We start from the raw sequence: 16,228 nt of genomic DNA on the forward strand, positions 1-16,228 counted from the left end.
ATAAATGAGCTATATTGATATATTAAAAGAAGCAGAAGATCAGGTAACTCCGGGCATGTCTGCCTGTCAGGGGTGCGGCGGAGAGTTGATACTTAGAACAGTTCTGAAGATAGCAGGTAAAAACACGATTGTCGGGATTCCCCCGGGATGCATGGCGGGAGCCGGTGTGGTAGGGTGGAATTACGCCAACGGCCTTAAGATTCCTGTGCATATCCCTCTGCTGGATAATACAGCATCCTTCCTTACCGGGCTGAGTCAGATGTATGAGCGGAAAGGAAGGGGAGAGGTGAATATTATAGGAATCGCAGGGGATGGAGCCACAGCCGACTGCGGATTTCAAAGTCTCTCAGCAGCTGCGGAGAGAAATGAAAAGATGCTCTATGTCTGCTATGACAACGAGGGGTACATGAATACCGGCTATCAGAGAAGCTCCACAACGACTAAGGGTTCCAGGACATCCACAACCCCCATAGGATCGGTGATAAACGGCAAACAGCAGCAGCAGAAGTATCTTCCTCTGATTATGTCCATGCATGGACTGACCTACTGCGCAACGGCGTCACCGTCCCACATGGCAGACTTTGTGAGAAAAGTAGAGAAAGGGCTGGCGGCCAGCAAAAAAGGCTTTGCCTATCTGCATGTATTTTCTCCCTGTCCTACGGGATGGGCATATTCCCCGGAAAAAGCCATTGAGGTAGCCAGAAATGCCGTAAGGTCTAACATGTTTCCTCTATGGGAGATGGACGAGGACGGGTATCACATGAATGTGAGCAATAAAACACCTATATCTGTAAAGGATTTTATACAGGGGATTGGAAAATTCAAGAATCTTACAGATGAAGATATCTACAGTATTCAGCAGATAGCGGATCAGAGATTCCATATACTTATGAGGCTGGCAGAATAAGGAATGGAGTGAAGGATAGAAAGGAGCAGAAATATGAAATTCGGTGTAATAGGAGGCGCGGGGCGCCTGGGAGCGACAACCGCTTTTTGTGTGGGTTTGCGGGACTGTGTGGAAGAAATAAAATTAATGGATGTGAAGGAGAATTTTGCGGCAGCTAATGTGATGGATATGAACCAGGCATTTCTTCCGGTGAGCCGGACAAAGGTTTCTCTGGCAAAAGAGTATTCGGATTTTTCTGACTGTGACATCATTCTAAGTGCTGCAGCAAAGCCGTTTTCTAAGGAGATCAAAGACCGGGCGCAGGAGCTGCAGATGAATGTAGAAATTATAGCTCCCATCTGTGAACAATTAAAGAAACATTGTAAGCCGACAACGGTTGTCATTGTGTCTGCAAATCCGGTGGACGTCTTTGTCTACATCTACCAAAAGCTGCTGGGTTGGGATAAAAAACAATTTCTGGGTCTGGCAGGCAATGATACGATTCGCCTCAAATGGGCCACTGAAATGATTACAGGAAAAGAATATGCAAATATCGGCGCACTGTGTATCGGTGAACACGGGGGCGGAGCTCTTCGGCTGTATGAGTCCATGACCTATGGAGGTGTTCCCCTGGAACTTACCCAGGAAGAGCAGTCGCAGATAGAGAGGGAATGCGGTGAATGGTTCAGGCATTGGACGGATTTGGAGACGGGCACGACTACCGGCTATACTTCCGGGGTAACAATGTCAATGATGGTGGAAGCTATTGTGAAGGACAGGGATCTTATCCTCCCATGTTCGACGCCGCTTTGTGAGCATCTGGGGTATTCCTCATGCGCCATGGGCCTGCCGGTGAAACTGGGTAGTGGAGGCGCGAAGGAAGTGATTATTCCGCAGCTCACCCCAGAGAGGAGACTCGAACTGGACAAGGTTGCGGAAAAAATAAGCGGTATGATAGCAAGTGCAAATTATTAGTGAACAGGCATTCTGCAGAAAGGGGGAAGTTTATTGTCTCTTTTATTAGCAATAATTCCCATTTTAATCGTATTAGTTGGAATTGTAATACTGAAAAAACCGGCCTGGATAGTCGCTCTGATAGGCGTCGCCATTACATTTTTACTTGCAGTCACAGCATTTTCCGGAAAACCGGCCGGTATGCTTGATACTTCCAGGAGCGGTGTGATAGCTGCCCTGCAGGTGGCATTTCTGGTATGGGGCGCATTTTCTCTGTTAGAATTAATGCAGGTCAGCACGGGCATGAATCGCATAAAAACAACGGTTAGTTCTCTCACCAGAGACCGCCGCGTGCAAATTGTACTCATTGCTTTCTGTCTGGGAGTATTTATTGAAGGAGCCACAGGAAATGGTGCGCCGGCCGCAATTTTGGCCCCATTCCTGCTGGGATTGGGATTTCAGCCCCTGGTGGCTGCCGCCGCCTGCCTGATCTGCAATGGGGTGCCGCCGTGCTTTGGAGGTGCGGGAGTTCCTACAATTGCCGGCATGAGCGCGATTACAGGGACCGTACCGCTGGAGGATATTGTTGCCATGACAGGAAGATTTCTGGCGGTAGGATGCCTGGTGGTGCCAATTGTTCTTTTGATTGTCTTGTATGGGACCAAAAGTTTAAAAGGTATGTGGGGATATCTGGCGACGGTATGTATAGGCATGAGTATAGCTATGCTTTTAGTGTCTAACTTTATCGGAGCCGAACTATCAGATTTAATATCCGGTGTAGTGGGCGTGATTATATCCGTCGCTTATTTAAAGCTGGTGGGCGTCAGGGAAAATGCTGCATACATAAATGATTCTTCCACAGAGTTTGAAACAAATCAGTCAAATTTCAAAGCCTTTTTGCCCTATCTTCTGCTCCTGATTTTACTGCCTGCGGTGCGCTTTAGCTTTCCGCTGAGTGCACTTACGAAGTACGGCTATGCCACCTGGATTGGGGCTGTTATTCATATTGTAGTTCTCATCAGTTCATTTTTTATGGGGTGCGCAGATAAATTTTTGTTGTGCGAGAAGAATGCAATTTTAAAATTAATCAAACCTATTATCACACTGTGTTCCCTTTACGCTTTGGCAAACCTGATGAACAGTTCGGGTATGATCTCCCAGATTGCTCAGTTTCTGGCTGACCTGGCCGGGAAGTTTTATCCTGCAGTCTCTGTCCTTATCGGTGCAATCGGAGCGTTTATTACGGGATCCTGCCTGGGATCCAATAAATTGTTCTGCATGCTCCATCTGGAAGCGGCAACTACACTTGGCATCAACCAGATAGTAGCGGTTACGAGCAGCAGCGCGGGAGGTTCCCTGGGCAATATGATTTGTCCGAATAATATTATTGCGGTAAATGCAACTCTGGGATTAAAGAATGCCGAAGGAGAAGTTTTTAAAAGGACTATTAAAGCTTTTATTATTATGACAATCGTTTACTGCGTTTTGTCCATGGTATATGCATACCTTTTATTCCCTAATTTTGGCACATAATGCAGCGTGTTCATGCCTGAGAGACCGGGAGGAAACCTCAGGCATGAATCAGCTTAAACTGGTTTTTGTGATACTCCAGAATTCCTTCTTTTTGCAGCTTTCCCAGTTCACTGGACAAGGCGCTTCTGTCTACGGACAGATAGTCTGCCAGTTCCTGTCTGTTAAACGGAATCATAAAATAAGAGGAACCGGCCTGCACTGCCTGCCAGGAGAGGTAGGACAGGAGCTTTTCTCTTGTTGTCCGTTTGACAATATGCTCCATTTTCTGGGTGAGCAGGATATTCTTTTCTGCCAGGATGTGAAGCATGTTCTCTATGAGACGGCTATGAAAATGGCATGCAGAGGAGCAGGTGGTAATAATCCGTTTATAGTCAATGAAAAGTACATCCGTGTCTTCTCTGGCTACCACACTTACCGGAAGATGGTCCGCTTGTGCACAGGCAAAAGCCTCCCCGAACATGCCTCCTGCTCCTATTCTGGCCAGGATAGCCCGGTTTCCCCAAAAGTCTTCTTTGATCACATGAACGCTGCCTTCCAGTACAATCCCCACATTAACAGGAGGATCCTGTGCGGTAAGAATATAAGAGCCTTTATTATAAGTCTTTTCCGAAGAGGACAGGCAGCCAAGCATTTCCTCGATCTCATGTTCCTGCACCCCGAAAAACAGAGGTGTATCTTTTAGAATTTCTATTTGTTTTTTCATTTTCCCTCTTTTTGTTGTAAAAACAACCGATTTACTACTGCAAGTATAGTATGCTTTCCTCAGATAGTCAAGAAACCAAAGGTAACGATACATTTTGACTCAGGGAGGCTGAAGTTATGCTGAGAAAAATAATTAAAATTGATGAAGAAAAGTGCAATGGCTGCGGTCTGTGTGCAAAAGCCTGCCATGAAGGTGCCATAGAAATGGTAGATAACAAAGCCAGGCTGATGAAGGAAGACTACTGCGACGGCCTGGGTGACTGTCTTCCGGTCTGTCCTACAGGCGCCATATCTTTTGAAGAGAGAGAGGCAGCCCCTTTCCAGGGATGTCCGGGCAGCCAGCCTCAGAAATTAAACGGATGTCTGCGGCAGTGGCCGGTACAGATTAAACTGGCACCCCTGTCAGCCCCTTATTACCAGAACGCAAGGCTGCTGATTGCCGCGGACTGTACGGCTTATGCCTGCGGAGATTTCCACCGGGAATTTATGGAGGATAAGGTAACGCTGATCGGCTGCCCGAAACTGGACAGTACAGATTACAGCGAGAAACTGGCATCTATTCTCATGGAAAATGAGATTAAAGATATTACGGTTGTGCGCATGGAAGTGCCCTGCTGCCGGGGAATGGTGCAGGCAGTGGAGGATGCTGTGAAAAACAGCGGGAAAAATTTACAGGTACACACCGTAACAATTGGAATTAAGGGTAACATTCTGAAGTAAAACAACCCGTTAACGGGATAGAGAAAAGGAGATCAATACTATGGGAAACATGTTTTGTTATCAATGTGAACAGACAGCCGGATGTACCGGCTGTACAGGAAAAGCCGGAGTCTGCGGAAAAAGTGCAGATGTTGCCAAACTGCAGGATGAACTGACAGGAGCACTCATAGCCTTGTCCAGGGCGGCGGAGGGAACTATGCCTCAGGAGAGTACCCACCGTGCTATGATTGAGGGATTATTTATCACACTGACGAATGTAAATTTTGACCAGGAATCCATTCAGTCACAAATTAAAAAAGTGAGAAGAGAGAAGGAAGCTCTGGTGTCACAGTGCTCTGTGTGCAGGACGCCCTGCGGGAGAAATGACGAATACGATATGGAAAAGCTATGGAAGGAGGAACCGGATATTCGTTCCCTAAAATCCCTTCTGCTGTTCGGATTAAGAGGAATGGCGGCCTATGCCTATCATGCTATGGTGCTGGGATATTCGGACGAAGAGGTAAACCAGTTCTTTTACAAAGGAATGTTTGCGGTGGGAGCGGAACTCCCCATGGAGAAGCTGCTCCCTCTGGTCCTGGAGGTGGGCGAGGTTAACCTGAAATGTATGGAGCTTCTCCACAGGGCAAATACAACTGCCTATGGGATTCCTTCTCCTGTAACCGTTCCTCTTTCTGTCCCGAAAGGCCCCTTTATTGTAGTAAGCGGACATGATCTCCGTGACCTGCAGCTTCTTCTGGAACAGACAGAAGGAAAAGGAATCAATATTTTTACACATGGAGAAATGCTCCCGGCGCATGCGTATCCCAAATTAAAGGCATATTCCCACCTGAAAGGAAATTACGGAACCGCCTGGCAGAACCAGCAGAAGGAATTTGCAGATCTGCCTGCACCGGTACTGTTTACCACGAACTGCCTTATGCCGCCAAGAGACAGCTATAAAGACAGAGTGTTTACTACAGATGTAGTTGCCTATCCGGGAATGACCCATATCGGCGGGGAGAAGGATTTCACACCTGTAATAGAAAAGGCCCTGCAGCTGGGTGGATATCCGGAGGATATGACCTTTACAGGCATAAACGGAGGTACCCAGGTGACTACCGGATTCGGGAAAGACGCTGTCTTAGGCGCTGCCGACACTGTGATTGAAGGTGTCAAATCCGGAAAGATCAGCCATTTCTTCCTGGTAGGAGGCTGTGACGGGGCGAAAACAGGAAGAAATTATTACACGGAATTTGTACAGGAGGCGCCTAAGGACAGCCTGATTCTTACTCTGGCATGCGGAAAATACCGTTTTAACGACATGGATCTGGGAACGGTATGCGGGCTGCCCAGAATCCTGGATATGGGGCAGTGCAACGATGCTTTCAGCGCTATTATGGTGGCAGTGGAATTGGCAAAGGCATTTGACTGCAGTGTGAATGAGCTGCCTCTGTCTATGATTCTCTCCTGGTACGAGCAAAAAGCAGTATGTATCCTTCTGACCCTTCTTCATCTGGGAATACAGAATATATATCTGGGGCCAAGTCTGCCTGCTTTTGTCTCTGAAAATGTACTGAACTATCTGGTAGAGAATTATCACATTGCGCCTATCAGTACCCCGAAAGAAGATCTGGCAAGAATACTGCAGGTGTAGGGGTCAGGCATCCATACGCTCTGTACACAGAATAGATATGAGAGTCACATATTCGTCCATCCGGGTGATGGCCATCTCATTTAAGCCTATCTCATAGGAATACCCCCGCAGCAGTAACCCGTGGGAATCCGCGTAAGACATAAGTTTTTGATATACAGAAGGGATATCATCCCAGCTTCCTTTACAGAAAGCCTGAAGGTACCTGCCTTTGGGCTTTTTGTAAAGGCCTTTTTTAGTCTTGGGCCTGCTGATTCGTGTAAACAGATAGTCATAATCCGTGTAATTGCCTGCCTGTATCTTCTCTGCCGACAACATACTGCCGAAGCTTTTCCGGTAGGGAGTATAGGCTGTTATTTCCTTCATGTGCCGGATGAGTGCAGCCATCTCCTGCTCTGGATCAGAGACCGCCGGACTTAATGCCAGATATTCTTCCGGGCAGTCTTTTATGGTTATCTGGTTCAGCTTTGCCGATTCGGAGAGAGACAGCATTTTATCCTTTTCTTCCAGAATCTCCTTTATGGCCTTCAGTCTCCTGACAGAGGCATCAATTTCAGAGGTCTTTTGCCGAACCATCTCGTGGAAAAGCCTGGCGGAACGGTGGTCCATATAATGTCGGATTTCATTGATTGACATACCTGCTTCCCGCAAGGCCAGAAGCATTTCCAGTGTCAGACTCTGTTCATAAGTATAGTACCGGTATCCGTTGCTGCCCTTTTGGGCAGGAGAGAACAGGCCGATCTCATCGTAATAGTGCAGCGTTCTCTTATTTACGCCTGTCAGCCGGGCGAATTCCCCGGCGGTAAACAATTGCTTTTGGGGGGTCATTGGCATCCTCCTCCGTAAAAAATTCTTCTTGACATTACAGTTACTGTATCCTTTATTATACCCAAAGGGCGCTCCCCAATGCAAGTACTGCGGGAGGGCACAGGTTTCCAAAAACTCAAGTCAAGGCAGGGAGGATTATTCGCAATGATTCATGAAATTTATAAAAAACCCATTCGTATGGGCAGTGTACTGAAGTTTACACTGCCTACAATTGTAATGACACTGGTGCAGTCGCTGTATTCTATAGTTGATGGTATATTTGTGGCAAATTTGATAGGTGAGTCGGCACTGTCTGCGCTGACCCTGATTTCCCCTTACTTTAATATACTCACAGCAGTTGCCGCGATGTTTGCCTCCGGGGGGAGCGCTGTTGTTATGAAAAAGATGGGAGAGGGGCGTCACAGGGAGGCATGTGAGGACTTTACCATGCTGATGCTCTGCAATCTGCTGATAGGCGGCATTTTTACAATTACGGGAACTGTTTTTGCAGGGCAGCTGTCGGGCGTTTTCCATGCTTCCACGGAGGTTTCCCTTTACTGCAAAGAATATCTGTTTTCATATATGTTCTTTGCAGTCTTTCATCTGCTGTTTTCTAATCTTGAAATGTATGTTATCGCTTCGGGAGGATCCGGCCTTGCCATGTTCAGCTCAATCTTTGGGGGAATCTTTAATATTCTATTTGATTATCTGCTGATAAAAGTGTTTTCCATGGGAATGAAAGGGGCAGCCATTGCCAGCGGCATGGGAATGATGATTCCCTGCCTCACTATGACAGTATACTTTATGCGTAAAAAGCATATGCTTCATTTTGCTATGCCCGGATTCCGGCCGGGAATACTTCTGAAGACAGCTTCTAACGGCTTTTCCGAATTCTCAGGAAATCTGGTAAGCGGCGTTGTAATGCTGCTTTTTAACCAGTGTATGCTCAGATACGCAGGGGAGGCTGGAGTTGCCGCCAGCACTATTATTTTTTATGTATTCGGGTTCATGAGTGCCTTGTATATGGGGTATATGTTTGGAGTATCTCCTCTTCTCAGTTATTTCTATGGGGGGAATAGCAGGGAAAAACTGAGGAAGCTTAGAAACATCAGCTTATTCTTTATCGGCCTGGTTGCTGCAGTTACAACAATATGTGCAGTTGCCGGTTCAGAGAGTCTGGTTGGTATATTTGCACATCCGGGAACAGAAGCATACCTGTTAGCCATACGAGGTAATAAACTTTTTTCCGCTGCACTGCTCTTGGTGGGTTTTAATACTTTTTCCAGCATGCTTTTCACAGCATTGTCCAATGGCCTGATTTCTGCAGTCATTTCTTTCAGCAGAACATTTCTATTCCTGATAGGAGCAGTCGTGACACTCCCCGTACTGTGGGGACTGGATGGGCTGTGGCTGGCAGTGCCGGTCTCGGAACTGATGGCGGCAGTGCTGTCCTTTTTCTTTTTTGAAAAGTATAAGAAGAAATATGGGTATTAAGAAGACGTTTTCCGTGGTAGAATCATACTATCTAATAGACAGCGGATCAGGTGAGGAGATTTTATGAGTATACAGGACGAATTAAGAAAATTTCATAATGCATATCCTCTGCAGAGAGCAGAGATAGAAAGAAAAGAGTTTTTTTACAGATATCACAGCGGCGGTGAAATTACCATCGTATTATTTACAGGAGGAATTGGAAAAACAGAATTGTTCTGGGAGCTTTTTCAGTCGTTGTCTTCCGAATACTCCGTACTGGCTTTTGACTATCAGGAGGGGTACGCAACCTGCCGGGAACTGACAGACGCAGTGGCTGCCCTGCTGTTCAGGCTCGGAGCGGATCGAAACTATTTGTTCGGACAGTCCTACGGGGGACTGATGGCACAGGTATTGGCTAAAAATCATCCTGAGGCAGTCGAAGGTCTGATCCTGACAAATACAGGGACCTTGGCCAAGGACATGGACAGAGAAGGCAAAGAAGGGATGGAGGCTCTGATCAGAGAACTGCAGCAGATCACCAAGGTCCTCCGGCATGTTCCCCTGGGACTTATAAAATCCGCTCTCTGGCCCATGGTGAATAAAAAATTGACAGGGTACAGCCAGGGCCAGAAAGAGTATGTGGCACAGTTTGTACGTGTGCTTATGGAGGAACTGCCGGTCTCCTATGTGGAACACGTCTGCAGGCTGGTTCTGGATCTTAAGAATTGCTGGGATCACACACCGGAGGATTTTTTAAAGTACAGAGGAAAGGTTCTGCTGATGCTGTCAGAGAAAGATACTACATTTAACCATACTGTGAAAAAAGCCCTGGAAGATATCATGCCAGAGCCTGTGATCCGCAGAGATATCAGCGGAGGGCATCTGGCCATGCTGCTGGAGACAGAGGGATATGAGAGGGTTATTACTGCGTTTTTGTCGGAGAGGGGATAAAGTATCACCAGACATTCCATGTCTACCCGCTTTTTACAGCAAATATATGACTTTTCCCGCTTTGTGTCGTGTATATTGCTTACTGTGAAATGTTACTATATGGCTGAAAGGAGGCTTTGCCGTGGATCAGAAAAAAACTGGCAGTTTCTTTAAAGAACTGCGCAAAGAAAAAGGACTGACCCAGGAACAACTGGCTGAACAATTAAATGTATCAGGTAGGACTATATCACGATGGGAAACAGGCAGTAATATGCCGGACTTAGATCTCCTTATTGAGATAGCAGATTTTTATGAGGTAGAGATAGGGGAACTGATTGATGGAGAAAGGAAAGGCGGGATGATTATGGATAAAGAAATTAAAGAGACGGTTTTGAAGGTTGCAGACTATAGCAGCGATGAGAAGATAAAGCTGATGAAAAAACTGCATGTTTTTGCCTGGGTGGGCGTAATATCTTTTCTCATTTTCTTAGTTTTGGACTGTACGGGGATGGCAGCGGGAAGAGTTCCGGGGGCATTTGCGGACTTCTGTGAAGGGCTGGCCCTGGGTGCACTAATAACAGCTGTAATTTATACAAGCAGACATATTAACAAAGTCAGAGTACTGAAAAAGAGACTTCTTCACCGCCAATAGTTGAGATGAAATCAGAATTCTTACAGGCTGGATATTACTCAGTACAGCCTTTGTTATGCGTTCCTATTTCATGAATAAATGGGCAATTAGCAAACCCAGGCGAGATTGCCAAGGCTTGGGAGGGGGGGTTTAAATCCCCACCCTTCCATAGTGAATTCTGTCAGTCAGTTTTTTTCTTGTGTTTTGCACAGGAAAATGATATATTTACACTGTTATATGAATATAAAATCTGTTGAAACGGGCCGAAAATACTTTTAGGGAGAAAGTAAAACAGCCTATTTTTATTTCTTTCTATTACATATTTTACGTGTATTATGCACAATTTTTGAAAGTATTTTCAAAATTGGCTAATATATTGAAATTACTATCAACAGGTTTTATAATGATGATTGCAAAGGTGATCATAATAAATAATGATGAAAAGGAGATTGGGGTAATATGGTGATTTATGCAGTTAAGGATTATGAGGAAATGAGCAAAAAGGCGGCCAGTATTATTGGAGCGCAGATTCTTATGAAGCCTGATGCGGTTTTAGGGCTTGCCACAGGCTCTACACCTGTAGGAACTTATCAGCAGCTGGTAAAATGGTATGAGCAGGGAGATCTTGATTTTTCCAAACTGACAACAGTTAATCTGGATGAATATAAAGGACTTCCGGGTGATAATGATCAGAGTTACCGGTATTTTATGAATACAAATCTTTTTGACCATGTAAATATTAATAAGGAAAATACCTTTGTACCAAACGGACTGGAAGAGGATGCTGCCTATGAGTGCAGCAGATACGATAAAGTGATAGAAGCTACAGGCGGCGTGGACCTACAGCTGCTGGGAATCGGCGGCAACGGACATATTGGGTTTAATGAACCTTCAGATTCATTTGAAAAGGGAACCCACTGCGTCGCATTGACAGAGAGTACAATTCAGGCTAATGCCAGATTTTTTGACAGCATTGATGACGTGCCGAAATATGCGTATTCCATGGGAGTAGGCAATATCATGTCTGCTAAAAAAATTCTGCTGGTAGCTTCCGGTCAAGGAAAAGCCCAGGCCGTTTATGATTCTTGTTTTGGACCAATTACCCCTCAGGTGCCTGCTTCCGCCCTGCAGCTGCACACGGATGTAGTAATTATTGCAGATGAAGCAGCTCTCTCCTTATGCAGAGAAAAAGGAGTGCTGTAAGGAATGATAATTAGAAATGGTTCTGTCTTCGGGGAAGATGGAAAGTACACGGTTCGGGATATTTTTATTGAGAACCATAAAATTGTGGCTTCCCGGGAGGAAGTGACAGATGTAACTGAGATAGACGCGGCGGGAAAGAAGGTGATTCCGGGCCTGGTAGATATCCACAGCCACGGTGCATATGGCCACGATTTTTCCGACGGAGATGTAAAAGGCCTTGAAATAATTCTAAGGTATCAGAGGGAGCATGGAATTACTTCTTACTGCCCGACCTCTATGACACTGCCCAAAGAGCAGCTGCTTGCCATCTTTGGTACAGCCGCAGAAGTGGGCGAAAAAGAAGGCTGTTCCTCTATTCCCGGAATTAATATGGAGGGTCCCTTTATTGATGTGAAAAAGAAGGGTGCCCATGTAGAGGAATATATTGTCAGGCCTGATGTGGAATTCTTCCGGGAATGCAATGAGAGGTGCGGTCATTTGATTCGATTGGTGACTCTGGCGCCTACCGCAGAGGGAGCCATGGAGTTTATTGATGAATTAAAGGATGAGGTGTGCATTTCTCTGGGTCATACTTCAGCAGATTATGAGGTGGCCAGAGAAGCAATGAGGCGGGGTGCGCATCATATTACTCACTTGTATAATGCGATGCAGCCATTTACCCATAGGGAACCTGGTCTTATCGGGGCGGCAATGGATGATCCTCAGTGTGTTGTGGAGTTAATCAGTGACGGAATCCACATTCATCCTTCAGTGGTGAGAGCAACCTTTAGGATGTTTGGGCCAGAGCGTGTGGCACTAATCAGTGATTCTATGATGGCAACCGGTATGGAGAATGGTACCTATGAGCTGGGAGGACAAAGAGTAACAGTGAAAGACCAGAAAGCAGTGCTGGACAGCGGAACCATAGCAGGTTCGGCTACTAATCTGTTTGACTGCATGAGAAAGGCAATTTCTTTCGGAGTGCCGGAGGAAGAGGCAGTTCTGGCGGCAACAAGAAATCCTGCGAAAAGTATAGGAATCTATGACAGAACCGGATCTGTGACAGTGGGCAAAGAGGCTGATCTGTTGCTTGTGGATGACAAACTGAATCTTATCCAGGTAATTTAGAGTTTACTGCTAAGAAAGGCAGGAGCTGTTTGGCATGACAGCACCTGCCTTTCTTACCGCTATTCTTAATAGTAGTTTTAAGCTTTTATCACAGAATAGACACAATTCTGGGATAAAGTGGTGGTTGTGGTGAGGACACTGGATATACATATAAAGGGGAGTATTTATGACAATAGAGCAGTATAATGATTTAGTACAGCCGTATATGGATGCCAGCCAGATTCTGATGTCCAGACTGGAGGCATTGAATCACAATCTGGAAGAAAAGTACCAGAATTGTCCGATTCACTATATTCAGCACAGGATTAAGAAAAAGGAAAGTATTGAAGGCAAATTAAAGCGGCTGAAGCTTAAATCCAAGCCCGAGGACGCAAAAGAAAACCTGCAGGATATAGCCGGAATCCGGGTGATTTGCTACTTTGAGGAAGATATATACCATCTTGTTGTCACCATTAAAAAGCAGGGAGATTTGGTGCTCATAAAAGAGAGGGATTATGTAAGAGAACCAAAGCCTAACGGATACAGAAGTTATCACCTTGTTCTGGGGGTACCGGTATACTATGAAGACGGTATGGCGTATTTTCCTGTTGAGATTCAGCTTCGTACAATGTCTATGGATTTTTGGGCTAGTATGGAGCATAGGATCTGCTATAAGAGAACATGTGAGGACAAAGAGAAGATGGCGGGAGAATTCTTATCCTATGCCAGGATGCTTCAGGAGATAGAAAAAAAATTTGAAGATAGCACCGGGGACAGGTCAATTTGAATTTGGGACAGGCCGGATCGATTTTGGGACGTGTACTTTTTAGAAAGTACACGTCCCCTTTTTCCCCTTTTTACACCCGGATTATGTAAGGTAGAATAATTCAGGCCTTTTATATTCCGCACATTTTTTTCTGAATTTTTTCGCCGCAATTTTATACAAAGGCCCATGATATCCCCTGGAGTTTTTCGGGCAGATCTGGATGCAGGCACCGCAGGAGATGCAGGTGTCTTTTTTTGTTTTCTTTGGATTGGCAATGTCAATGGAATGAGTCGGACAGACTTTGACGCAAAGGCCGCAGGCGGTACATTTTTTATCTCCACTGGGCTTTAATGGCACATTTCCAGGCTGACAGTATGGAGAATTTCCTTTCACCTCAAGGTCTGTGGCGGTATTCTCATTAAATTTATCTAGAATGAGAGAAGATTTCTCACTGAATTCTTTTAAAATACGTCTGTCTTTGGTGTCCGGACGGTTGGGAGCCACATCCTGAAATATGGAATGACGGGCTATAAAAGCACCGGCGGAGATAAGAGAAAAGCCATTTTCCTTCAGCAGATCTCTTAACTCTATTAAAGCATCGTCGTATTCTCTGTTGCCATATACTACAGCCGCAATTGCAGGCGTATTAGAACCTTTCAGGTTTTTAAGCATCTCTGCACACATTTTGGGAATCCTTCCGGCATAGACAGGCATGCCGATAATGAGTAAGGTGTCACTGGATAATTGCTCCTGCTTAGTCAAGGGCTGCTCCATCAGGTCAAAGGATACACTGGGACCGCTGAACTGACGGGCAATGGCGGTAACAACCTTTTTTGTAGTACCTCTCGGACTAAAATAGCACTGAGTAATTTTTCTGATTTGCATGTTATTTCCTCCAATCTTATAACATCCTATCACATCACGCTTTTGGGGTCAATGGCGTTAATCTTAACAGAAAGAAGTAAAAAATTTTTTATTCCTGCAACCTTTTCGCTCCCTGTACCGTCTAATTGATGTACAATGAAAAAGCAAAAGCTTACCCGGGAGCTTGCAGAAAGGAAGGTTGCCAGTAAGGTGATAGATAAGAAAGAGTTAAAGCTGGTGAAAAAGGCCGCAAGAGGCAATGTGACTGCTTATGGACAGTTGGTGGAGATATATAAGAAGTATTTATACCGTATGGCTTATACATATACAAAAGAAGAGCAGAGTGCACTGGATATTGTCCAGGACTGCATTTTAAAGGGGTTTGAATCAGTAAAAAATATTCAGGAGCCTGAATACTTTAAGACATGGCTGACCAGAATTCTAATCCATACGGCAGTGGATCACCTGAGAAAAAGTGCCAAATATGAAAAATATGAGGATTCGTATACAGGAGAAACGGAAAAAGGGCTAGGACTGGAGGAAAAATGGGATTTGTATGATGCCATAGATGCTCTGCCGGAAAAATTCAAGACAGTGATTATCTTAAAGTATTTTAATGAAATGCAGATTCAGGAGATTGCTTATGCCATGGAGGTTCCTGAGGGAACCGTAAAGTCCTATCTGCACAGAGCCAAGTCACAGCTGAAAGAGTATCTCAAGGAGGATTATATATATGTACAATGAATTTCATAAGATTCCAATTCCGGAAGAAAAACTGGACAAAACCATAGAGAAAAGTATAGGTATTTTAAAAAGAAAAAGAAGGAGGAAAATACAAAAATATACGATGGTCAGCGTGGGTAGTCTGGCAGCTGTATTTGTCTGTGTCATTGTAGTTTGTATTGCCAACCCTGTGATGGCCAGTAAGCTGCCGCTTATAGGGGATATCTTTGCACAAGTGGAAAAGGATATTTCATTTTCAGGCGACTATTCCCATAAAGCACAAAAATTGGTTCCCGAAGACAATACTGTCAATGATGCGGACGCAGAAGGCGGGGAGAATGAATATGAGGAAACTGCACAGGCTTATTCTGCCACAGACAGAGATATTACTTTGACAGCTTCAGAAGTATACTGTGACGGGACTTCACTGTTTATCACTATAGCAATGGAAAGAAAAGAATCTCTGGGAGTTATGTGGGGATATGATAATCAGTATGCAGGATGGGGAAATGGCGGCGGAGAGACAGATTTGGTACAGCTTTTAGGCAGTTACTCGATTAATGGTTCCCAGGAAAAAGATTACGATTTCAGTCTGGAGGGAAAACAGGTAAACGAAACTACTTTTCTGGGAGTTGTAAAAATCAACCTGATGGAAGAGTTAAATGCAGGGGAAGCGCCTTACGAACTGCAGATATCCTGGGATGCAATTAACTGGGGAGATAAATCAGGCACCGTAGAAAGTGATGTCGCAGGAGAAGGCAATGAGGGAATATGCTTCTTTCGGGGAAAATGGGTCCTTGCCATACCAGTATCCGTTACCTCAGACAATGTTCAGACTTATGAAGTAAACAACACCAACGAGGATGGCATCGGCATAGGGAAAGTTACGGTTACCCCTTATGAGGTAAAAGTAGAACCCATAGAACCCGAAATCTCGTCAGAGCAGATCAGGAAGATATATGACAAGGCCAAAAAACAGGCAGAAGAGGCATTGGGAAAAGAACAGGCAGAAGAATTCTATACAGAGGCATATCTGGACAGTTCCGAGCCTCTGCATATAGGAGTTGCCGTTTTTGATCAGGACGGACAGAGAGTGCGCTGGGTAGAAGATATGGGAGTCTATGAAACCTATGCACTGAAGGAAAAAGAAATTACGAAGTTATCTCTGTATGTAATTGTAGATGATATTACGGCCATCAAAGCAAAAGATCAGGAAAAGGCCGCCGCATGTGCGGTATATTCCGAGGAAATTGAGCTGGAAAAGTAATAAGGGACAGGGCATCTTTATTTTGGGACACCCTGAGATGATTTTGGGACGTG

At 45.1% G+C, this 16,228-nt stretch carries 16 protein-coding genes; 13 read left to right on the forward strand and 3 right to left on the reverse strand.

What is annotated here, in order from left to right; genetic code table 11:
- The first annotated feature begins 4 nt into the window (after positions 1–4).
- Genes ACGHCT_RS11830 through ACGHCT_RS11840 form a run of 3 tightly spaced genes read left to right on the forward strand, consistent with a single transcriptional unit; the run spans position 5 to position 3,373 of the window.
- Positions 5–907, forward strand: coding sequence for a thiamine pyrophosphate-dependent enzyme (locus ACGHCT_RS11830; RefSeq protein WP_390436034.1), 903 nt, complete (start codon positions 5–7; stop codon positions 905–907).
- Between the two features lie 33 nt (positions 908–940).
- Positions 941–1,861: a malate dehydrogenase gene (locus ACGHCT_RS11835; protein ID WP_390436035.1), complete on the forward strand. Its 921-nt coding sequence runs from the start codon at positions 941–943 to the stop codon at positions 1,859–1,861.
- A gap of 33 nt (positions 1,862–1,894) precedes the next feature.
- Positions 1,895–3,373 (forward strand): L-lactate permease, encoded by a 1,479-nt coding sequence (locus ACGHCT_RS11840; RefSeq protein ID WP_154260277.1) that lies wholly within the window; start codon positions 1,895–1,897, stop codon positions 3,371–3,373.
- Between the two features lie 37 nt (positions 3,374–3,410).
- On the opposite strand, the gene ACGHCT_RS11845 is transcribed toward ACGHCT_RS11840, so the two are convergent.
- Complete coding sequence (locus tag ACGHCT_RS11845) at positions 3,411–4,076, reverse strand: Crp/Fnr family transcriptional regulator (RefSeq protein ID WP_154260275.1); 666 nt, start codon at positions 4,074–4,076, stop codon at positions 3,411–3,413.
- Positions 4,077–4,192: 116 nt separating this feature from the next.
- Between ACGHCT_RS11845 and ACGHCT_RS11850 the strand changes: the two genes are divergently transcribed.
- Complete coding sequence (locus tag ACGHCT_RS11850; protein WP_154260273.1) at positions 4,193–4,795, forward strand: ATP-binding protein; 603 nt, start codon at positions 4,193–4,195, stop codon at positions 4,793–4,795.
- 40 nt (positions 4,796–4,835) lie between these two features.
- A complete protein-coding gene (hcp, locus tag ACGHCT_RS11855) occupies positions 4,836–6,428 on the forward strand; it encodes a hydroxylamine reductase (protein WP_347563341.1) in 1,593 nt (530 codons plus the stop codon).
- Between the two features lie 3 nt (positions 6,429–6,431).
- Here hcp and ACGHCT_RS11860 read toward each other — a convergent pair whose 3' ends face one another.
- A complete protein-coding gene (locus ACGHCT_RS11860; RefSeq protein ID WP_173015637.1) occupies positions 6,432–7,253 on the reverse strand; it encodes a MerR family transcriptional regulator in 822 nt (273 codons plus the stop codon).
- Positions 7,254–7,397: 144 nt separating this feature from the next.
- Between ACGHCT_RS11860 and ACGHCT_RS11865 the strand changes: the two genes are divergently transcribed.
- From ACGHCT_RS11865 to ACGHCT_RS11890, 6 genes are all read left to right on the forward strand, one after another.
- Positions 7,398–8,726, forward strand: a complete 1,329-nt coding sequence (locus tag ACGHCT_RS11865) for an MATE family efflux transporter (protein ID WP_390436039.1) — start codon at positions 7,398–7,400, stop codon at positions 8,724–8,726.
- A gap of 63 nt (positions 8,727–8,789) precedes the next feature.
- On the forward strand, positions 8,790–9,656 hold the full coding sequence (locus tag ACGHCT_RS11870; protein WP_154260266.1) for an alpha/beta fold hydrolase: 867 nt from the start codon (positions 8,790–8,792) through the stop codon (positions 9,654–9,656).
- A gap of 121 nt (positions 9,657–9,777) precedes the next feature.
- Complete coding sequence (locus tag ACGHCT_RS11875; protein ID WP_390436040.1) at positions 9,778–10,287, forward strand: helix-turn-helix domain-containing protein; 510 nt, start codon at positions 9,778–9,780, stop codon at positions 10,285–10,287.
- 438 nt (positions 10,288–10,725) lie between these two features.
- Complete coding sequence (nagB, locus tag ACGHCT_RS11880; protein ID WP_390436042.1) at positions 10,726–11,469, forward strand: glucosamine-6-phosphate deaminase; 744 nt, start codon at positions 10,726–10,728, stop codon at positions 11,467–11,469.
- A gap of 3 nt (positions 11,470–11,472) precedes the next feature.
- The gene (gene nagA, locus ACGHCT_RS11885) at positions 11,473–12,576 is read left to right on the forward strand and encodes an N-acetylglucosamine-6-phosphate deacetylase (RefSeq protein WP_390436044.1); all 1,104 of its coding nucleotides are present in this window, start codon (positions 11,473–11,475) and stop codon (positions 12,574–12,576) included.
- 166 nt (positions 12,577–12,742) lie between these two features.
- Positions 12,743–13,342 (forward strand): GTP pyrophosphokinase family protein, encoded by a 600-nt coding sequence (locus ACGHCT_RS11890; protein ID WP_072851795.1) that lies wholly within the window; start codon positions 12,743–12,745, stop codon positions 13,340–13,342.
- An 81-nt stretch (positions 13,343–13,423) separates the two neighbouring features.
- On the opposite strand, the gene ACGHCT_RS11895 is transcribed toward ACGHCT_RS11890, so the two are convergent.
- Complete coding sequence (locus tag ACGHCT_RS11895) at positions 13,424–14,206, reverse strand: EFR1 family ferrodoxin (protein ID WP_390436046.1); 783 nt, start codon at positions 14,204–14,206, stop codon at positions 13,424–13,426.
- A 135-nt stretch (positions 14,207–14,341) separates the two neighbouring features.
- Here ACGHCT_RS11895 and ACGHCT_RS11900 point away from each other — a divergent pair, with 135 nt between their 5' ends.
- Positions 14,342–14,929: a sigma-70 family RNA polymerase sigma factor gene (locus tag ACGHCT_RS11900; RefSeq protein ID WP_072851792.1), complete on the forward strand. Its 588-nt coding sequence runs from the start codon at positions 14,342–14,344 to the stop codon at positions 14,927–14,929.
- Positions 14,919–16,175, forward strand: a complete 1,257-nt coding sequence (locus tag ACGHCT_RS11905) for a DUF4179 domain-containing protein (RefSeq protein ID WP_390436048.1) — start codon at positions 14,919–14,921, stop codon at positions 16,173–16,175. Before ACGHCT_RS11900 ends, ACGHCT_RS11905 begins: the two co-directional genes overlap by 11 nt.
- Positions 16,176–16,228 lie beyond the last annotated feature (53 nt).

The sequence above is a fragment of the Lactonifactor longoviformis genome, from assembly GCF_042848515.1.
GTDB classification, from domain to species: domain Bacteria; phylum Bacillota; class Clostridia; order Lachnospirales; family Lachnospiraceae; genus Lactonifactor; species Lactonifactor longoviformis.

Excerpts from the sequence above, each read along its gene's own strand:
- ACGHCT_RS11830 (WP_390436034.1), top strand. The coding sequence starts at position 5 with ATGAGCTATATTGATATATTAAAAGAAGCAGAAGATCAGGTAACTCCG.
- ACGHCT_RS11835 (WP_390436035.1), top strand. The coding sequence starts at position 941 with ATGAAATTCGGTGTAATAGGAGGCGCGGGGCGCCTGGGAGCGACAACC.
- ACGHCT_RS11845 (WP_154260275.1), bottom strand. The coding sequence starts at position 4,076 with ATGAAAAAACAAATAGAAATTCTAAAAGATACACCTCTGTTTTTCGGG.
- ACGHCT_RS11850 (WP_154260273.1), top strand. The coding sequence starts at position 4,193 with ATGCTGAGAAAAATAATTAAAATTGATGAAGAAAAGTGCAATGGCTGC.
- hcp (WP_347563341.1), top strand. The coding sequence starts at position 4,836 with ATGGGAAACATGTTTTGTTATCAATGTGAACAGACAGCCGGATGTACC.
- ACGHCT_RS11860 (WP_173015637.1), bottom strand. The coding sequence starts at position 7,253 with ATGACCCCCCAAAAGCAATTGTTTACCGCCGGGGAATTCGCCCGGCTG.
- ACGHCT_RS11865 (WP_390436039.1), top strand. The coding sequence starts at position 7,398 with ATGATTCATGAAATTTATAAAAAACCCATTCGTATGGGCAGTGTACTG.
- ACGHCT_RS11870 (WP_154260266.1), top strand. The coding sequence starts at position 8,790 with ATGAGTATACAGGACGAATTAAGAAAATTTCATAATGCATATCCTCTG.
- nagB (WP_390436042.1), top strand. The coding sequence starts at position 10,726 with ATGGTGATTTATGCAGTTAAGGATTATGAGGAAATGAGCAAAAAGGCG.
- nagA (WP_390436044.1), top strand. The coding sequence starts at position 11,473 with ATGATAATTAGAAATGGTTCTGTCTTCGGGGAAGATGGAAAGTACACG.
- ACGHCT_RS11890 (WP_072851795.1), top strand. The coding sequence starts at position 12,743 with ATGACAATAGAGCAGTATAATGATTTAGTACAGCCGTATATGGATGCC.
- ACGHCT_RS11895 (WP_390436046.1), bottom strand. The coding sequence starts at position 14,206 with ATGCAAATCAGAAAAATTACTCAGTGCTATTTTAGTCCGAGAGGTACT.
- ACGHCT_RS11900 (WP_072851792.1), top strand. The coding sequence starts at position 14,342 with ATGAAAAAGCAAAAGCTTACCCGGGAGCTTGCAGAAAGGAAGGTTGCC.
- ACGHCT_RS11905 (WP_390436048.1), top strand. The coding sequence starts at position 14,919 with ATGTACAATGAATTTCATAAGATTCCAATTCCGGAAGAAAAACTGGAC.